This window comes from Pseudomonas sp. B6001 (assembly GCF_013386015.1).
Taxonomy (GTDB): domain Bacteria; phylum Pseudomonadota; class Gammaproteobacteria; order Pseudomonadales; family Pseudomonadaceae; genus Aquipseudomonas.
This window is the reverse complement of sequence record NZ_JACAOX010000028.1, coordinates 1-16,251: the sequence shown is the minus strand read 5'-3', so window position 1 is coordinate 16,251 and position 16,251 is coordinate 1. Positions and strand designations below refer to the sequence as shown.

At 63.3% G+C, this 16,251-nt stretch carries 12 protein-coding genes; 3 read left to right on the top strand and 9 right to left on the bottom strand.

The features are described from left to right. The first annotated feature begins 66 nt into the window (after positions 1 to 66). A complete protein-coding gene (locus HX821_RS26275; protein WP_003219875.1) occupies positions 67 to 531 on the top strand; it encodes a hypothetical protein in 465 nt (154 codons plus the stop codon). A gap of 171 nt (positions 532 to 702) precedes the next feature. Here the strand turns inward: HX821_RS26275 and HX821_RS26270 are convergent, their stop codons facing one another. After that, a complete protein-coding gene (locus tag HX821_RS26270; RefSeq protein ID WP_177036815.1) occupies positions 703 to 2,808 on the bottom strand; it encodes a TonB-dependent receptor domain-containing protein in 2,106 nt (701 codons plus the stop codon). 439 nt (positions 2,809 to 3,247) lie between these two features. Here HX821_RS26270 and HX821_RS26265 point away from each other — a divergent pair, with 439 nt between their 5' ends. Continuing rightward, a complete protein-coding gene (locus HX821_RS26265) occupies positions 3,248 to 4,435 on the top strand; it encodes an acyl-CoA dehydrogenase family protein (protein WP_003219870.1) in 1,188 nt (395 codons plus the stop codon). A gap of 22 nt (positions 4,436 to 4,457) precedes the next feature. Beyond that, positions 4,458 to 5,546 (top strand): sigma-54-dependent Fis family transcriptional regulator, encoded by a 1,089-nt coding sequence (locus HX821_RS26260; protein WP_003219869.1) that lies wholly within the window; start codon positions 4,458 to 4,460, stop codon positions 5,544 to 5,546. Between the two features lie 34 nt (positions 5,547 to 5,580). On the opposite strand, the gene HX821_RS26255 is transcribed toward HX821_RS26260, so the two are convergent. From HX821_RS26255 to HX821_RS26220, 8 genes are all read right to left on the bottom strand, one after another. Further along, positions 5,581 to 7,386 (bottom strand): ABC transporter ATP-binding protein, encoded by a 1,806-nt coding sequence (locus HX821_RS26255; RefSeq protein WP_177036813.1) that lies wholly within the window; start codon positions 7,384 to 7,386, stop codon positions 5,581 to 5,583. Positions 7,387 to 7,645: 259 nt separating this feature from the next. Continuing rightward, positions 7,646 to 8,158, bottom strand: a complete 513-nt coding sequence (locus HX821_RS26250; protein WP_134326161.1) for a GNAT family N-acetyltransferase — start codon at positions 8,156 to 8,158, stop codon at positions 7,646 to 7,648. Next, positions 8,155 to 9,597 (bottom strand): MFS transporter, encoded by a 1,443-nt coding sequence (locus HX821_RS26245; RefSeq protein ID WP_177036812.1) that lies wholly within the window; start codon positions 9,595 to 9,597, stop codon positions 8,155 to 8,157. Before HX821_RS26245 ends, HX821_RS26250 begins: the two co-directional genes overlap by 4 nt. Next, complete coding sequence (locus HX821_RS26240) at positions 9,594 to 10,802, bottom strand: acyl-CoA dehydrogenase family protein (RefSeq protein WP_008431174.1); 1,209 nt, start codon at positions 10,800 to 10,802, stop codon at positions 9,594 to 9,596. Before HX821_RS26240 ends, HX821_RS26245 begins: the two co-directional genes overlap by 4 nt. A 20-nt stretch (positions 10,803 to 10,822) precedes the next feature. Further along, positions 10,823 to 12,538: an ABC transporter ATP-binding protein gene (locus HX821_RS26235; RefSeq protein WP_177036810.1), complete on the bottom strand. Its 1,716-nt coding sequence runs from the start codon at positions 12,536 to 12,538 to the stop codon at positions 10,823 to 10,825. Next, on the bottom strand, positions 12,535 to 13,398 hold the full coding sequence (locus HX821_RS26230; protein ID WP_177036808.1) for an ABC transporter permease: 864 nt from the start codon (positions 13,396 to 13,398) through the stop codon (positions 12,535 to 12,537). Before HX821_RS26230 ends, HX821_RS26235 begins: the two co-directional genes overlap by 4 nt. After that, positions 13,395 to 14,375: an ABC transporter permease gene (locus tag HX821_RS26225; protein ID WP_087694971.1), complete on the bottom strand. Its 981-nt coding sequence runs from the start codon at positions 14,373 to 14,375 to the stop codon at positions 13,395 to 13,397. Before HX821_RS26225 ends, HX821_RS26230 begins: the two co-directional genes overlap by 4 nt. After that, positions 14,372 to 16,033: an ABC transporter substrate-binding protein gene (locus tag HX821_RS26220; RefSeq protein ID WP_023659005.1), complete on the bottom strand. Its 1,662-nt coding sequence runs from the start codon at positions 16,031 to 16,033 to the stop codon at positions 14,372 to 14,374. The genes HX821_RS26225 and HX821_RS26220 overlap by 4 nt, the downstream gene beginning before the upstream one ends. Positions 16,034 to 16,251: the final 218 nt, after the last annotated feature.

The window sequence follows — 16,251 nt, the reverse complement described above, 5'->3', positions numbered from 1 at the left end:
AAATGGCCAATTGCCCATGCTAACGTCGGCTTCGATGTCATCCAATTCATTGAGGGAGCAGCGCCGATGTCTACTACCGTAACACCCGCCGGTGGCGGACCGACCACTCAAAAAGCCTCGACGTCGGTATTCGACGACAAGTTGAATATTTCCAAGTCGAGCAAGGTCATCGCCGATTACATGCGCCAAACGGGCAAGTCGGCCATCACCAAGCAAGAGCTTTCGCAACTGGCCAGCAATGCCTCGGGCAAGGTGCCGGCCGATGTGAGCGCTGCGGCCCAGTACATGGAGCGCCATCCCGACGTGTTCACCGCGATCGAAACCCATGATGTGGCCGGTGCCGATAACTTTTCCGGGGTGTGGAACTTCGACTGGGCAGCCAACGGTGGGCTCAATGGCACGGCGACCGATGCCATCGCCAAGATGCAGGACACCTTTGATTTCGCGATCGCCAAGTCGGCGCAGATCACCGAGATCAGCACCGGCAAAAAGGCCGAGCTGGACTCGACCAAACAGCGGCCGCAGAACTAGGTTTCTGGACGCAACAAAAATCAAATGTGGGAGCTGTCGAGCTTTAGCGAGGCTGCGATAGCGGTGGGCCAGGCAACATCCATGTTGACTGTGCTGACGCCATCGCAGCCTCGCTAAAGCTCGACAGCTCCCACAAGGATTTCCTTTGTTTGTTAGAGCGCCGGCCTGCGGTCAGAAGTGAAACGCCACCCCCGTGGTCACGTTGAACGCATCCCCCACATAGAAGTTGGCCGAGTCCTGGCCCTTGGCGTCGTACGCGGTGTTGGTGGCCGTGGCATAGCGCTTGTTGGTCAGATTGCGTGCATCGACGAACACTTCCCACTTTTTGCTAGGGGCCTCGTAGCCCACCTTGGCCCCCCACAACGTATACGACGGCGCACTCAGGGAGTTGGCAAAGTCGACGTAATAGCTGGACGCCGCCCGGGCGTTGAGCTGCGCGTAGAAACCGCTGCCTTGGCGATATTCCAGCTCGGCCTGGTAGACCTGGCGCGGCAGGCCCGGCAGCTGGTTGTCGCCGAACACCGCATCGTTGCGGTAGTGGAAGTCGTTGAAGGTATAGGCCTGGCGCAGGGTCACGGTGTCGCCATTGCCGCCGTCCCACAGTTGCGCATTCAAGCCGGCTTCGATGCCCTGGTGAATGGTCGCGCTGCCGTTGGAGGTGGCCACCAGTTGGTCCTGGGTGGCCGTCGCCTGGCGTACCACCACCGACAGCAGTTCTTTCTGCACCCACGAGCGGTAGACCGTCAGGCTGCCGTCAAAAATACCGTGGCCGCCGCGGATACCAAACTCCACGGTGTTGGCTTTTTGCGGCCGCACATCACGGATGTACGGCGTGCCGGTGCTGCCCAGCTGCCAGGTGACCGGTGGATCCACCGAGCGGCTGACGTTGCCGAACACTTCGAATTCCGGAGTCAACTGATAACGCAGGCCAATGCGCGGGGCGACGTCGGTCTCGTCGTATTCAACGCCACTGGGGAAAGCGCTGGTGTTGGTGGCGGTGCTGTATTCGATCTGCGCCTTGCGCTTGATATCAATCAATGACAACCCGGTGGACAGCCACGTGCGGTCATTCAGTTGCAGTTCGTTGCCGAGGGAAAACACCGTGTCCCGCGAGCCGGTGTAGTTGGTCTTCTGCTGGGTGATGCCGGTGGCCTTGCTGTGGGATTTCACATCGGCCAGGTACGCCAGCGTATTGCTGAAGGTCACGCTGCTGTCGCTGCGCAGGCCGAAGAAGGTGTCGGCGGTGCGCAGGTAGCGCAAGGTCATGTTGACGTCCTGGGAGCGCCATTCCTGTGGCGTTGGCGAATAGCGCCAGCCGTTGTCCAGCGGGTAATCGTTGTAGCCCAGGCCGACTTCGAGCTTGGCATTGTCGTCGAAGGTGTAGGAGGTGGTGCTGCCCAGCAACGTCGAGCCGTCCTTCTTGCGCCCGATGGGCACGAGGTTGCTCGTGGGGTCATGCTTGAGCTGGTATTTGGTCAGGGTGTTGCCCTGGCTGAGGGTTTCTTCCTTGTAGCGAATGTAGAAGCGCGTCTCCAGTTGCGGGCTGAACACGTGGCCGAAGTTGGCAACGATCCCCTGCCCCTTGTTCGGTGTGTTGTCCTGGTAACCGTCACGCTCGTTGTGCTGGATGCTGACGTAATAGTCATTGTCGCCGTCCACGCCGCCGGTGCTCAGCTGCTCCTTGCGATAGCCGAAGCTGCCGGCTTCGAAACGCGCGTAGTTGCCCGGATCGGTGCGGCCGGTCTTGCTCACGAAGTTGATCGCGCCGCCCAGGGACAAGGCCGAATAACGGAAGGCGTTGGCGCCGTAGAGCACCTCGGTGTGGTCCACGGAAGCCATGTCCAGCATGTCTTCCTGGGTGCCGCCCGGGCCGGTCAACGGCAGGCCGTCATAGAGGAATTTGATCCCCAGCACATAGCCTTGATAGAAGGTGTTGAGGCCCGAACCGCGGATCGAAATCTTGTTCGCGCCCGAGCCGCTGGTGGCCTGGGCGAATACGCCCGGCTGCAACGCCAGCACGTCCTCGGCGTTCGCCGCGCGGCCCTGTTCGATCTTGCGGTTGTCGATCACTGCGGTTTTGCCGGGCACCTTGGACAGTTGCTTCTCGGCCTTTTGCGCTTCGGTGGCTTCGGCACCGGTGACCACTACCGTGGCCAGGGTCGGGTCCGCCTGGGCGGCAAAGGCCGCGCCGTGTATCAACATCAACAGCACGCCAAGGCTGGACGCGGTGGCCAGTGACTCAAAACGACGAGCGCGAGGTTCAAACAGTTGCCGCATGAATTAAATACTCCTGGGGTCTCGAATTAGTTGGAGCATCTATTCGTATAGTCGCGCTCTGCTTCCAACTTTGCAGGGTTCATGCCACGTCCAAGCCTCAATAAACACTGGCCGGCCACCCTTATTAATCGCCACAAGTGCAACACTTTGCTGGTGAAATGTTCGATTCCGGACAATACAAAAATCATCCACAAACACTTATATATTTAAGCAATAAAAGCATAACGAAAGCCCCGCCCTGCGGGCACAGGACGCAACTGTGCAAATCCCAACAGCCCTCCAACAAAAGTTGCGTATTCGACACTGTCCGCGCCTGCATCCCCGTAAGAAGTCGCAAGTTATCGGCTTATTGTTACTTGGTATGGGTCTTGCTCTATCCATTGCCTGTTGAAACAAATCAGCTCGAGCATTCTCGACTTAAGCAACGAGGTATTCACGCGTGACGGTCAACTTACTCTGCACCCGCAGGACGCCACTGGAGATTGCCCGTGACCTGGCGACCGAGTTCGCGCGCACCGCCGTCGACCGCGACGCCAGCGGCGGTACGCCCAAGGCCGAACGCGACAAACTGCGCAGCAGCGGCCTGTTGTCCCTGAGCATCCCCGGGCAATTCGGCGGGCTTGACGCCAACTGGTCGGAAACCTTCGAGGTGGTGCGCGAATTCGCCCGGGTCGACAGCTCCATCGCCCACGTATTCGGCTTTCATCACCTGATGCTCGCCACCGTCCGGTTATTCGCCACGCCCGCACAATGGCAAACCTGGTTCAGCCTGACGGCCAGCAACAACTGGTTCTGGGGCAACACCCTGAACCCCCTGGACACCCGCACGGTGGTCAAGCGCCACACGGGCTGGCGGGAATTCTCGGGACAGAAGAACTTCTGCTCCGGGGCCAACGACTCGGAAATGCTGATCGCCTCGGCCATCGATGAAAGCGCCGGCGGCAAGTTGCTGATCGCGGCGATTCCCAGCGCCCGCAGCGGGATCATCCTGCACAACGACTGGAACAACATGGGCCAGCGCCAGACCGACAGCGGCAGCGTGACCTTCAAGCGCGTGCGCGTGGAAGAGTCCGACCTGTTGCTGGACCCGGGCCCCCTGAGTACTCCGTTCGCCTGCCTGCGGCCGTTGATTGCGCAACTGCACTTCGCGAATATCTTCCTCGGCATCGCCGAAGGCGCGTTCGAAGAGGCACGCCAATACACCCTGGAAGAAGCCCGCCCGTGGTTCCGCTCCAGCGCCAGCCACAGCACCCAGGACCCTTACATCCTCAGCCATTACGGCGATTTCTGGGTGGCGCTGCAAAGCACCCGCCTGCTGGTGGAGCGCGCAGGCCAGGTGCTGGACGCGGCATGGGCCAAGGGCTCAGCCCTGACCAGCGAGGAACGCGGCGAAACGGCGATTGCCATCGCCACCGCCAAAGTCGCCGCCAGCCGCAATGGCCTGGAGTTGTGTAGCAAGGTCTTCGAGGTCACCGGCGCACGGGCGACCAACGCCTCGGTGGCCCTCGACAGGCACTGGCGCAACTTGCGCACCCAGAGCCTGCATGACCCGCTGGACTACAAACTTCATGAACTGGGCGAGTGGGCACTGAACGGTACCGCGCCCATCCCGACGTTTTATTCCTGATCTTTTATTCAAAGGGATAACCATGCAACTGCTGACCCTACCGCCCTCGCCCGCCCTTGCCACCTCCATCCGCGCCACCGCGCAGGTGTTTGAAGACCCCAGGTCCAAGGCCTTGCTCAAGCATGTGCAACAAGTCGCGCCGAGCGAAGCCAGCGTGCTGATCATCGGTGAAACCGGCACCGGCAAAGAGTTGGTCGCACGGCATATCCACAACCTCAGTGGCCGCAAGGAGCAGCCATTCGTGGCGGTGAATTGCGGTGCGTTCTCCGAATCACTGGTGGAAGCCGAGCTGTTCGGCCACGAGAAAGGCGCGTTCACCGGTGCCCTCGGTGCCAAGGCCGGCTGGTTTGAAGAAGCCAACGGCGGCACGCTGTTCCTCGATGAAATCGGCGACCTGCCCATGTCGATCCAGGTCAAGCTGCTGCGGGTATTGCAGGAGCGTGAAGTAGTGCGCCTGGGTTCGCGCAAAAGCATTCCGATCAATGTGCGGGTGCTGGCGGCGACCAACGTGCAGCTGGAAAAAGCCATCAACGCCGGGCATTTCCGCGAGGACCTGTTCTACCGCCTGAACGTGGTCAACCTGGAACTCAGCCCGCTGCGGGATCGCCCCGGCGATATCCTGCCGCTGGTGCAGTACTTCATCGACACCTACACTCGCCGCCTCGGCTATGGCGAGATCATCTTGAGCAAGGAAGCCGAGCAACGCCTGGCCACCTACAGTTGGCCGGGGAATATCCGCGAGCTGGAAAACGTCATCCACCACACCCTGCTGATCTGCCGCGACGGTGTGATCCAGGCCGATGACCTGCGCATGTCCAACCTGCGTATCGAACGCCAGGAAGACAGCACCACCGCCCATGACCTGCTCGACCAGGCCTTCCAGCGGCTGTTCGAGGAGCAGATAGAAAACCTCCACGAACAGGTGGAACGCAGCCTGCTCACCGCCGCCTACCGGCTGTGCCAACACAACCAGGTGCACACCGCCGAGTTGCTGGGGCTGAGCCGCAACGTGACCCGCACCTTGCTGATCAACCTCGGAGAGCTGAAGGTCAACAAGCGCCGCCCGCTGGCCGGTGCCAAGGATGACCGGGTGCTGCACCTCTCGATCTGACCTGACTGCGCGGCGTACCCGGTACGCCGCTTGATCACACCGCGACGTCATCCAGCGCATCGCTGAACTGGCGACTCCACAACCGCGCATATTGCCCGCCCTGGCGCAGCAACTGTTCGTGGCTGCCGTCCTCGATCACCCGGCCATTGTCGAACACCAGGATCCGGTCCAGGTGGGCCACGGTGGACAGCCGATGCGCGACCACCAGCACGGTCTTGTCTTCCATGATTTCGTCGAGCTTGTCCTGGATAAAGCGCTCGGTGATCGAGTCCAGGCTGGAAGTGGCTTCGTCCATCACCAGGATCGGCGCGTTTTTCAGCAACACCCGGGCAATCGCAATGCGCTGGCGCTGGCCGCCGGACAATTTGACCCCACGCTCGCCCACCAGCGATTCGTAGCCGTGTTCCATGCTGTCGATAAATTCACTGGCGCCGGCGCGGTGGATCGCCTGGGCGACCTCGTCCATCGAGGCATCCAGGCGGCCGTAATGGATGTTTTCGCGAATGCTGCGGTGGAACAGGCCGGGCTCCTGGGGAATCAGGCCGATCTGCTGGTGCAGCGAATGCTGGGTCACCTCGCGCACGTCCTTGCCGTCCACCAGCACCTGGCCTTGCTGCACGTCGTAGAGGCGCAGCAGCAAGCTCAACAGTGTCGATTTACCGGAACCGGAAGCGCCTACCAGACCAACTTTCTGGCCAGCGGGGATGACGATATTCAGGTGTTCGAAAATCGGCCGTCCGGCGCTGTAGCTGAAGCCCACGTCGCGAAACTCGATATCGCCGCGCTTGACCATCAGCGCCTTGGCGCCGGGTTGGTCGATGACTTCATGGGGGCGGATCAAGGTGCGCACGCCGTTGGCAATGTTGCCGGTGGCTTCGAAAAATTCGAGAAAGCGTCGCGACAGGTTGCCCACGTCACTGATGATCAACAGCGACAAGCTGGTGGACATCACAAACGCCGCAATATCGATGCGGTGACTGCGCCACAAGTACAGGGCGAGCAGCAACAGGCCCAGCTTGAGCACCACGCCACAGCTGGTCTGGAACCAGCGGATGCGCTCCATATAGCCGAGGGAGCGATAAGCCGCCGTCACCTCCTTGTCGAGGAAGGTGCCCAGGTAACTGTGCTCGAAGGCATGCCGCGCAAACAGGCGGATATTGGCCAGGTTGGACACGGCGTCCACCACTTTGCCGGTACTGGTGCTGCGCGCTGCCGAATACTGCTGGGCCAGCGGATGACTGCGCCGTGCGAGCAGGTAACAGATGGCGATGAACACCACCGACCAGCCGGCCATGAACAGCGCCAGCAGCGGCGAAGCGGTCCATAGCAAGGCCGTGGCCAGGCTCAGCGTCACCAGCAGCGGGATCAGGTCGAACAGCAGGATGCTCAGGGTCTGGTTCACCCCAAGGGTCACCTCAGACACCCGGTGCGCCAGGGCGCCGGCGAATTCGTTGCTGATAAAGCGATGGGAATGCTGTTGCAGGTAGGCGAACACCACATGGGTCACCGTACGCCGCTGCAACGGCAACACGTGGATATGGCAGCCCGCCGCCGCGCGGGTAAATAACACCTCGCACACAAGCAGTATGGCGAACAGCGTCAACGGCCAGCGCAGCACCTCGAACGCACGCTCCGCCTCCAGCCCATTGCTGACGGTGCGGGTGATTTGCCCAAGGCCCCAGGGAATCAGGATCGAACACACCACGGCAGCAATCTGCAACAGCAGGATCGCCAGGTACCACCCTTTGAAATGCCCGATGAAATGCCGCACAAACGCCGCCGGCGTCGATGGCAAGTGCTGGACATTCCAGGTGCGAAACAATGAAAAAGACGAACTCATGGCCAATGACATTCCTGAATGACGCCTGTGGCCGCGCAGCTTTCAGGCAAAAATGGTGAGTGTGATCGTTCCCACGCTCTGCGTGGGAATGCATCCGGTGACGCTCTGCGTCACGATTTTAAGAGCGGACGCAGAGCGTCCAGAGCGGCATTCCCCTGTGGCGAGGGAGCTTGCTCCCGCTGGAGTGCGAAGCGCTCCCAGGATTTTGGGGCCGCTGCGCAGCCCAGCGGGAGCAAGCTCCCTCGCCACAGGTTCAGCGTCACTTTTGGGATTGGTAGCGAAGTTCCTCCAACTCACGACCGCCCCGAGCAAGGGTGCGGCTTGATTCGGGCTGCGCTATCCATCCTGCATTTTGGTAAAAGCGCACTGCCCGCCGGTTTTCAGCCAGCACCCACAACGTCGCCGTCTCCAGGCCCAGGCTCGCGAGATGCTCCAGCCCCCTGAGCCACAGCGCCCTGCCCACCCCCGTTCCCCAATGCTCGGCCAGCACATACACCGCCTGCACTTCACCGGTTACGCCTGGATCAGCATCCTCATCACGACTCGAGCTGACAACAATCCAGCCCACCACACGCCCCTCGACCTGCGCGACAAACACAGCTTCGCTCCCCTGCTCAATCGACTGCCGCCAAAAGGCTTCACGCCGAGGCTGCGTCGCCTCCAGCGAAGCCAGGTAATCCGCCGGCATCAGTTCACGATAAGCCTGCTGCCAACTGCGAATATGCACCCAGGCAATGTCACCTGCGTCCTCGATACGTGCTGCACGAATCATCCAATTCCCTCTGCGCGTTTTGCATAAATCGCCGAGCCCGCCTGGGGCGACAGCCTGCGATAAACCAGCCCCGACAAGGCACACAGCAATCCGGCACCCGCCATGATCCAGGCGATATCACTCTGCTCGACCGTGGCATGCCCGCGCACGGCCATGATCAAACCGAGCAGCCCCGCCGCGATGCCCACCGATAAACTCAACGTCAACTGAATGGTCATCGCCGACAGGCTGCTGGCGCGGCTGGATTGCTCCGGTGGCACGTCGGCATAGGTCAACGCCCCCAGGGTGCTGAATTGCAGCGAACGAATGATCCCGCTGCCAAATAACATCAGTATTACAATCCAGTAAGGCGTTGATACCTCGAACAGGCTGCACGCCAGGATGGTTGCACCGGTGAGCACCGCATTGCCGATCAAGGTGCGCCGGAAACCGAAGCGGCTGACAATCCGCACTGCCAGCATTTTCATCAGCAACGCCCCCACGCCACCGGCAACGCTCAGCAGCCCCGCCTGCAACGGGTTAAGCCCGAAACACAGCTGGAACAGCAACACCAGCAAAAACGGCTGTGACGCGCTGCCGATGCGCATCAGGTTGCCGCCCCAGAAGCTCACCGCGAAGGTCGGGATTTTCAACAATGAAAAATCGATCAACGGGTGCGCCGTCCGCCGTGCATGCAGGACATACAGCCAGGCACTCAACAGCCCGCCGCCAATCAGCAGCAACGCCCACTGGCGCGGCAACAGACCGTGGCCCAGCACCTCGAAACCGAACACCAGCCCGCCCAATGCCACACCGCTGAGCAACAGGCCGGGAACGTCCAATGGCTGGCCGGGTGTCCCGGAATAGTCCGGGATATAGCGCAGCACCAGGATCACCCCAAGCACGCCGATCGGCAGGTTGATCAGGAAGATCCAGTGCCACGACAGCACCGTCACCAACAGCCCGCCCAACGGTGGGCCCAGCAGCGGCCCCACCAGCGCCGCCACCGTCAGGTACGACATGGCACGCAGCAGGTTTTCCCGCGCCGACCAGCGCAGCAGGATCACCTGCCCCACCGGCACCATCATTGCCCCCGCAGCGCCCTGGGCCAAACGCGCCAGGGACAGTTGCAACAGCGAGCCCGAGCAGGCACAGGCCACCGACGCGAGGGTGAACAGCACGATGGCGCTGATAAACACCCGACGCGGCCCGAACCGGTCGGCCGCCCAGCCGCTGACCGGCACGAACAGCGCCACCGCCAGCAGGTACAGTGACACCACCAGGTTCATGCGCACGCTGGGCTCGCCGAAATCCTGGGCCATCTGCGGCAGCGCCGTGAGCACCGCCGTGGCGTCGATCAATTCCATGAACAGCGCACAGCCGATGATCATTGGCACCCGGCGCGCGTGCCCGGAGCCCACCTCGCCCAAGGGGTGTGAAAGGTCGAGGGCTTTGTTCAAAACAGCCCCGATGTCGGAGGCGGCGTGCCCTTGAGTTGCCAGGCGCCCACGGCTGCGGCTTTCCAGTGCCGGGGATTGTGGTTGGCCACGGTGCGCGCGTTGCGCCAGTGCCGGTCCAGGTTATGCGCGCGGCCGGTGGTGGAAGCGCCACCCACGTCGAACACCAGTTCGGCGGCTTTGAGCGCCGACTCGGCCGCGATGTATTGCGCCTGGGCCACGTCCACTGCCGCCTGGTCGACGGCCACCGCATCAAGATCCGCAGCCCAGGCGCGGTCAATGGAGTCCGCCGCGTGCAACACCACCGCTTCGGCGGTAAAGGCCCGGGCCGAGACGTCGCCCACGCTCAGTTCCACGTACGGGTCATCCACCGAGCGCGTGGCGCTGCTGTGCTTGATCGGCCGCGCATGCTCCTTGGCAAAGGTCACCGCATCATTCAGCGCATTACGCGCAATACCGGCCTGCACCGCCGCGAGGAACACTTGCAGGAACGGCGTGACAATCGTGCGCTTGCCTTCCTCGACGGTGCGGGTGCGGATCTCGCTGGCCAACACCTGCACATCATGCAGATGGGTGGTGCCACTGGCGGTCAGGCGCTGGCCCATGGCGTCGAAATCATCCAGCAACTCCAGGCCCTGGCGGTCGCGCGGCAGGATGAACGACACGGGCTGGTCATTCTCGTCCAGGGCGACGGCGCTGACCCAATCGGCATACAACGAACCGGTGCTGTAGTACTTGCTGCCGCAAGCGCGAAAGTGCTCGCCGTCACGCACGATGCGCGCACTGATCGAACCGTTGGCACCGCCGACTTCCCAGCCGGCATTGCCGATCACGGCGCCTTGCAGGTAGCGCCCGAACCAACGCTCGCGCTCCTCCTCCGCCCCCTCGGCGCGGGACGCCAGCAGGCCTTCGACAAACCCGAAACCGGGGCGCAGCGCCTGGGCCACGTTGGAGTCGGCCGAGGCGATGCGAATCAGCAAGGCAATCACGTCCTTGACCGAACCACCGGCGCCGCCAAACCGCTTGGGAATCCGCACGGTAAACAACCCGGCCTGGGCGATCTGCGCCACGGCCTCATACGGCAGTTGGCGGTCACGCTCACGTTGCGCAGCGCCGGCGGCAATCTGCGGCAGGATGCGGTCGGCGCGGGCGTTCAGTTCGGCCACCGTTACAACCGGCGGCGTGGGTACAGCAGACAACTTGCTCATGGCACTTCCTTGATTCAGGTCTAGATGGCGATTTTCCACAGGCGCGATTCATCAAACAGCCAGCCGGGGTTTTCCGGCTCCAGGGCCGGCACCACCAACTGCGTGCCGCTGCCGGGCAGGCGTGGCACCGCGCCCAGCAGGCGCCGGGTGTATTCGTGCTGGGGCGATTCAAACAACGTCTCGACGCTGGCGCTTTCCACCACCTGGCCGTGGCGCATCACCAACACTTCGTCGCTGACGTGGCGAATCACCCCCAGGTCGTGGGAGATAAACAGGTAGGCCAGGCCCAGCGAGGCTTGCAGGTCGGCCAGCAGATCCAGGACCTGGGCCTGCACCGACACGTCCAGCGCCGACACCGGCTCGTCGCAGATAATCACTTTGGGGTTGCTGGCAATCGCCCGGGCAATCGCCACGCGCTGGCGCTGCCCGCCCGACAGTTGCAACGGTCGGCGCTCGGCCAATTGCGGCGCCAGGCGTACCTGGTCGAGCAACTGTGTCACGCGGGCCGCCTGTTGCTCGGCGTCGATACCGGCAACGTCCAGCGCATCACTGAGGATCTGCCCCACCGTCCAGCGCGGGTCGAACGAACTCAGCGGGTCCTGATAGATCACGCTGATATCCCGGCGATGCACACGGCGGGTCTTTTCCTCGACCCGCTCGGTACCTGCCGCGGCCCATGGCTGGTCGAGAAAACGCACCTCACCGGCATCCGGTTGCAGCAAGCCGAGGGCGATGCGTGCCACGGTGGTTTTGCCGGAGCCGGATTCACCGACGATGCCCAGGGTGCGCCCGGCGCGCAGCTCGAAGCTGACGTTATCCACCACCTGGCGCGACTGTTGATCGGGGCCGGCATACCGTTTGCCCAGCCCGGAGGCCTTGAGCAGCACCGGAGAATCCGCGCCGGGCCGTGGTTGCGCCACCGCGTTGCTGCGCTCCGGCGACAGGCGTGTGCCCCGGGCATGTTCGGCGGGCACCGCATCCAGCAGCGAGCGGGTGTAGGCGTGGCGCGGGTTGAGCAGCACCTGATCCATCGGCCCCTGCTCCACCACTTCGCCGTGGCGCAGCACCAGCACCTCATCCGCCAATTGCGCGACCACTGCCAGGTCATGGCTGATGATCAGCAGCGAATCGCCACGGGCCTTGATCTGCTGCAACACCTGCAGGATCTGCGCCTGCACCGTGGCATCCAGCGCCGTGGTCGGTTCATCGGCAATCACCAGGCCGGGGTTCAATGCGAGTGCGCTGGCAATCAGCGCACGCTGGCGCAGGCCGCCGGAGAGTTGATCGGGGCGCTGGCGGGCACGCAGTTGCGGCTCGGGTACGCCCACCAGATCCAGCAGTTCGATGACGCGTTCGCCACGGCTGCGACGGTCGCCCCAACGATGGGTCTCCAGCACTTCGAGAATTTCCTTGCCCACCGGCCGCAACGGGTCGAGGGACACCAGTGCATCCTGCAACACGAAGCCGATGCCATTGCCACGCAAACGACGCCAGCCGCGTTCCGACAGGCTGAGCAAATCCACACCGTCATAGCTCAAGGTGCGCGCCGTAACCTTCGCGCCCGCACCCGCCAGGCCGATCAGGCTGCGGGCGGTGACGCTTTTACCGGAGCCGGATTCGCCCACCAGCGCCAGGGTCTTGCCAGGCTCCAGGGTGAAAGACAGATTGCGCACCACCGACTGCCCGGCAAACTCGATGGACAGCCCTTCAACGATCAAGCGTTTCTGGTCGCTCATGAAAGACGGCCCTCCAGGCGTTGTTGCAGGTAACGGCCAGTGACCGTGGTCGACAGCGTGGTCAATACGATGAACAGCCCGGGGAAGAACGTCAGCCACCAGGCGTTGGCGATGAAGTCGCGGCCCATGGACAACATGGTCCCCCACTCCGGTGCCGGCGGACGGGCGCCCAGGCCGAGAAAACTCAGGGCCGAGGCCCAGACAATCGCCTGGCCCACGCCCATGGTCAGGGTCACGATCAATGGGCGCATGGCGTTCGGCAGCAACTGGCGCAGGATGATCCGCAGCGGCGGATGCCCGAGGGCGCGGGCGGCTTCGATATAGCCCGCGTTGCGCACCGCCAGCACCTGGCCACGGACCATCCGCGCATAACCCGGTGCACTGCCCAGCCCGGTAGCGACGATCAGCGGGCCGATGCCGCTGCCGAAAATCGCCACGAACAACAGCGCCAGGATCAGGCTCGGAAACGCAAACAACACTTCCAGCAACCAACCCACGCCGCGGTCCACCCGCGTACCGCCCAGCCCGCCCAACAGGCCGAGAACGATGGCGATGCTCATGGCGATAGCCGTTGCAGCCAGGCCGATGAACAACGACTGGCGAGTGCCATGGATCACCCGCGAAAAAATATCCCGCCCCGACTGATCGGTGCCGAACCAGTGGCCCAGGCTCGGCGAATGAAACGCATCGCGGGGCACGATGGCCAGCGGGTCGCTGTAGGCGAACAACTGCGGCACCAGCGCCGCGACGATCACCAGCAACAGAAAGGTAATCGCCAACAGCGGGCCGAGGCGCAGCGTGCGAGTGGTGCGCTGAATCCGCAGCGCGGGCAGCGGTGTTTCCAGAGTCAGGCCACTCATGCTGGAAGCTCCTGTTGGCGAGGGTCGACCCACAGGTACAGCAGGTCGACCAGGATATTGGCGAGCACGTAACCGGCGGCGACCACCAGGCTGATACCGATGGTCAGCGGCAGGTCCTGGGCCTGCACTGCCTGGTACAACTGGCGGCCGAGGCCCTTGCGGGAAAAAATCACTTCGATCACCACGGCGCCGCTGATCAACGCGCCGATGGCCCAGCCCGACAGCGAGATGCCCGGCAACACGGCGTGGCGCAACGCGTGTTTGAAGCGCACGCTGAAGTCACTCAGGCCACGGGTGCGGGCGGTCAGGATGAAGGGTTGGTCGAGGGTCAAATCCAGGGATTCGCGGGTGACCTGGGCGATAAAGCCGGCCAGCGGAATCGCCAGGGCGAACGACGGCAACACCAGGGTGCGCCAGCCATCACTGCCTGCCGGCGGGAACAGCCGCAGGCCGAACGCAAACACCGCCAGCAGCAGAATCCCCAGCCAGAAGTGCGGCAGCGCGGCGGCCAGGGTTTCCGCGAGCGAGGCCAGGCTGGCCACCCAGCGGCGGCGCCCGGCGGTCAGCACCGTCAGCGCCAGCACCAGGACCCAGGCCAGGGCGAGCGAGGTCAGGGTCAGCTCCAGGGTCGGCCAGGATTGCTCGGCGAGCACTCGGGTCACCGGCAGGTGCTGGGAATAGGAAACCCCCAGGTCACCCTGCACCAGTCGCCCGAGGTACAACGCGTATTGCACCGCCAATGGTTTGTCGAGGCCGTACTCGCGGGTGGCTTCGGCGATGGTCTCGGGGGTGGGGTTGCCGCTCGGGCCGCCGAGGATCGCCTGCACCGGATCGCCGGGCATCAGGCGCAAGGCAAAGAACGTCAGCGTGGCCACCGCCCAGAGCACCAGCACGCCGCCGGCAAGGCGCCACAGCGCACGTTTGCCGAGCCGGGCCAGGCGCTCGCGCCGTGGGTTGGCAAGTGATGTGTCGCTCATTTGTTCACCCATGCGTCATAGAGATAAGTCACCGCCAGCGACGGCTCCAGCCGCACGCCCTGGGTGGTCTTGTAGATACCCAGCCGCGTGCTTTGCGGGTAGGTGGTCAATTGCAGGTACTGGCTGGAAGCGATTTTCTGCGCCTGGTAATACAGCGCCCGGCGCTGCTCGCTGTCCTGGGTGGTGAGGGCTTGCCGGATCAGCGTGTCGAACGCCGGGTCACTGAAGCCTGCGGTGTTCTGGTGGTAACCACCGACACCCGCCGGGCTGATGAACTCACTGCCGAAGATGATCCGCAGCACGTCGGCGGTGTTGGTGTTCCAGTAGCCGAGGCGAATGTCGTAGTCCCAGTCGGCCTGGCGTTTGGTGGCCTGTACGTCACTCATCTGGTCGACGATCAGCTCGAAGCCGACCTGCCGGGTGGTGGCCTGCACCTGTTCCCACAAGGTGTATTCCGACGGTGGCGTGCGGTTGCCCATCACCACATGGACTTGCAGGCGCTTGCCGTCCTTGGTGCGGTAGCCCTCGCTGTCGCGCTGGGTCCAACCGGATTGGTCGAGTAACTGCGCAGCCCGGGCCGGGTCGTAATCCTGGGCGTGCTGGAACTCCGGGCTGTAGAAGCGCGTGGCTGGGCTCAGCGGCCCGCCGGCGCGGGGGAATTCGTTGAAGTACACGCTCTTCAACGCGCCCTCGATGTCGGAACTGCGCACAAAGGCTTCGCGCACTCGCACGTCATCGAACGGCGCACGGGTAATGTTCAGCGTGCCGTTGGTGGGGTTGCCGGGGCGTTGGGCGATCACCAGGGTCAGGTCCGGGTTGCGTCGAGCGGCCTCGTGGGATTCGGGGGGCAATGCCTCGATCACGTCGACCTCGCCAGCCTGCAACGAGGCGAAGCGCACGGAAGGTTCCTGGATGAACTTCCAGACGATCCGGTCGAGCCAGGCCGGGCCCTGGTGCTTGGCGGTGGGTGGCGCCCAGTTGTAGTCGGGGTTGCGCACCAGCTCGACCTGGCTTTGCCGGTCCCAGCGCACGACCTTGAACGGGCCGCTGCCGACCGGGCTTTCGCAGTTCACATCGCGCGAGCGCAGCAATGCCGTGGGGGACTCAATGCCGAGGAAGCCTTGGGCGAGGACTTCAAGAAAGGCCGCGTACGGCGTAGCCAGGTGCACCACTGCGGTGTATTCGTCGAGCACGTCGGTGCTGCGGTATTGGCGGATGTAGCCGCCTGCGGTGCTGGATTGGGTCTTGGGGTTGGCCATGTGGTCGAGGTTGGCCTTGACCGCTGCGGCGTTGAACGGGGTGCCGTCGGTGAAGTGCACGTCGTTGCGCAGGTGGAAGGTGTAGGTCAGGCCGTCGGGGGAGACTTCCCAGGTCTTGGCGAGCCAGGGGCCGATGCGGCCGTCGGCGTCCATCGAGACCAGGGAGTCGAGGTACTGCTGGGCGACGAACACCTGGGGCATGTCGCCGGCCACGTGGGGGTCGAGGCAGGTGGGTTCGCGGTCGGTGGCGTACACGAGGGTGCCGCCCTTTACCGGCTGGTCACTGCGTGTGACGGTGGAGCTGCCTTGGCCACAGCCCAGGAGCAGGCCGCAGAGTGTGGCGGTGCCGATAAGGAGCAACGGGCTGGATCGTCGCGGGTAAGGGGCGGGTTCTTGCATGATGGGTCAGGCCTAAAGTCCGGGAACTGGGTCATTGCACAAGGCATGCCGGGTTTTTGGGCCTGTAAACAGGGGGGATTGGAGGGTTGGGGGATTGCTGAAAACGACAATGTGTGTGGGAAGTGTTGGTCAGGCAACAGCTCGGCCTTGGGGGGGCGTGAGGTTTGAGTACATATCCGTTGCTGCGGTAACGGCGGCTATTGGTTCCGCTCTTACAG

Coding starts and splice junctions, on each gene's coding strand:
- HX821_RS26275 (WP_003219875.1), top strand. CDS start 67: ATGTCTACTACCGTAACACCCGCCGGTGGCGGACCGACCACTCAAAAA.
- HX821_RS26270 (WP_177036815.1), bottom strand. CDS start 2,808: ATGCGGCAACTGTTTGAACCTCGCGCTCGTCGTTTTGAGTCACTGGCC.
- HX821_RS26260 (WP_003219869.1), top strand. CDS start 4,458: ATGCAACTGCTGACCCTACCGCCCTCGCCCGCCCTTGCCACCTCCATC.
- HX821_RS26255 (WP_177036813.1), bottom strand. CDS start 7,386: ATGAGTTCGTCTTTTTCATTGTTTCGCACCTGGAATGTCCAGCACTTG.
- HX821_RS26250 (WP_134326161.1), bottom strand. CDS start 8,158: ATGATTCGTGCAGCACGTATCGAGGACGCAGGTGACATTGCCTGGGTG.
- HX821_RS26240 (WP_008431174.1), bottom strand. CDS start 10,802: ATGAGCAAGTTGTCTGCTGTACCCACGCCGCCGGTTGTAACGGTGGCC.
- HX821_RS26235 (WP_177036810.1), bottom strand. CDS start 12,538: ATGAGCGACCAGAAACGCTTGATCGTTGAAGGGCTGTCCATCGAGTTT.
- HX821_RS26230 (WP_177036808.1), bottom strand. CDS start 13,398: ATGAGTGGCCTGACTCTGGAAACACCGCTGCCCGCGCTGCGGATTCAG.
- HX821_RS26225 (WP_087694971.1), bottom strand. CDS start 14,375: ATGAGCGACACATCACTTGCCAACCCACGGCGCGAGCGCCTGGCCCGG.
- HX821_RS26220 (WP_023659005.1), bottom strand. CDS start 16,033: ATGCAAGAACCCGCCCCTTACCCGCGACGATCCAGCCCGTTGCTCCTT.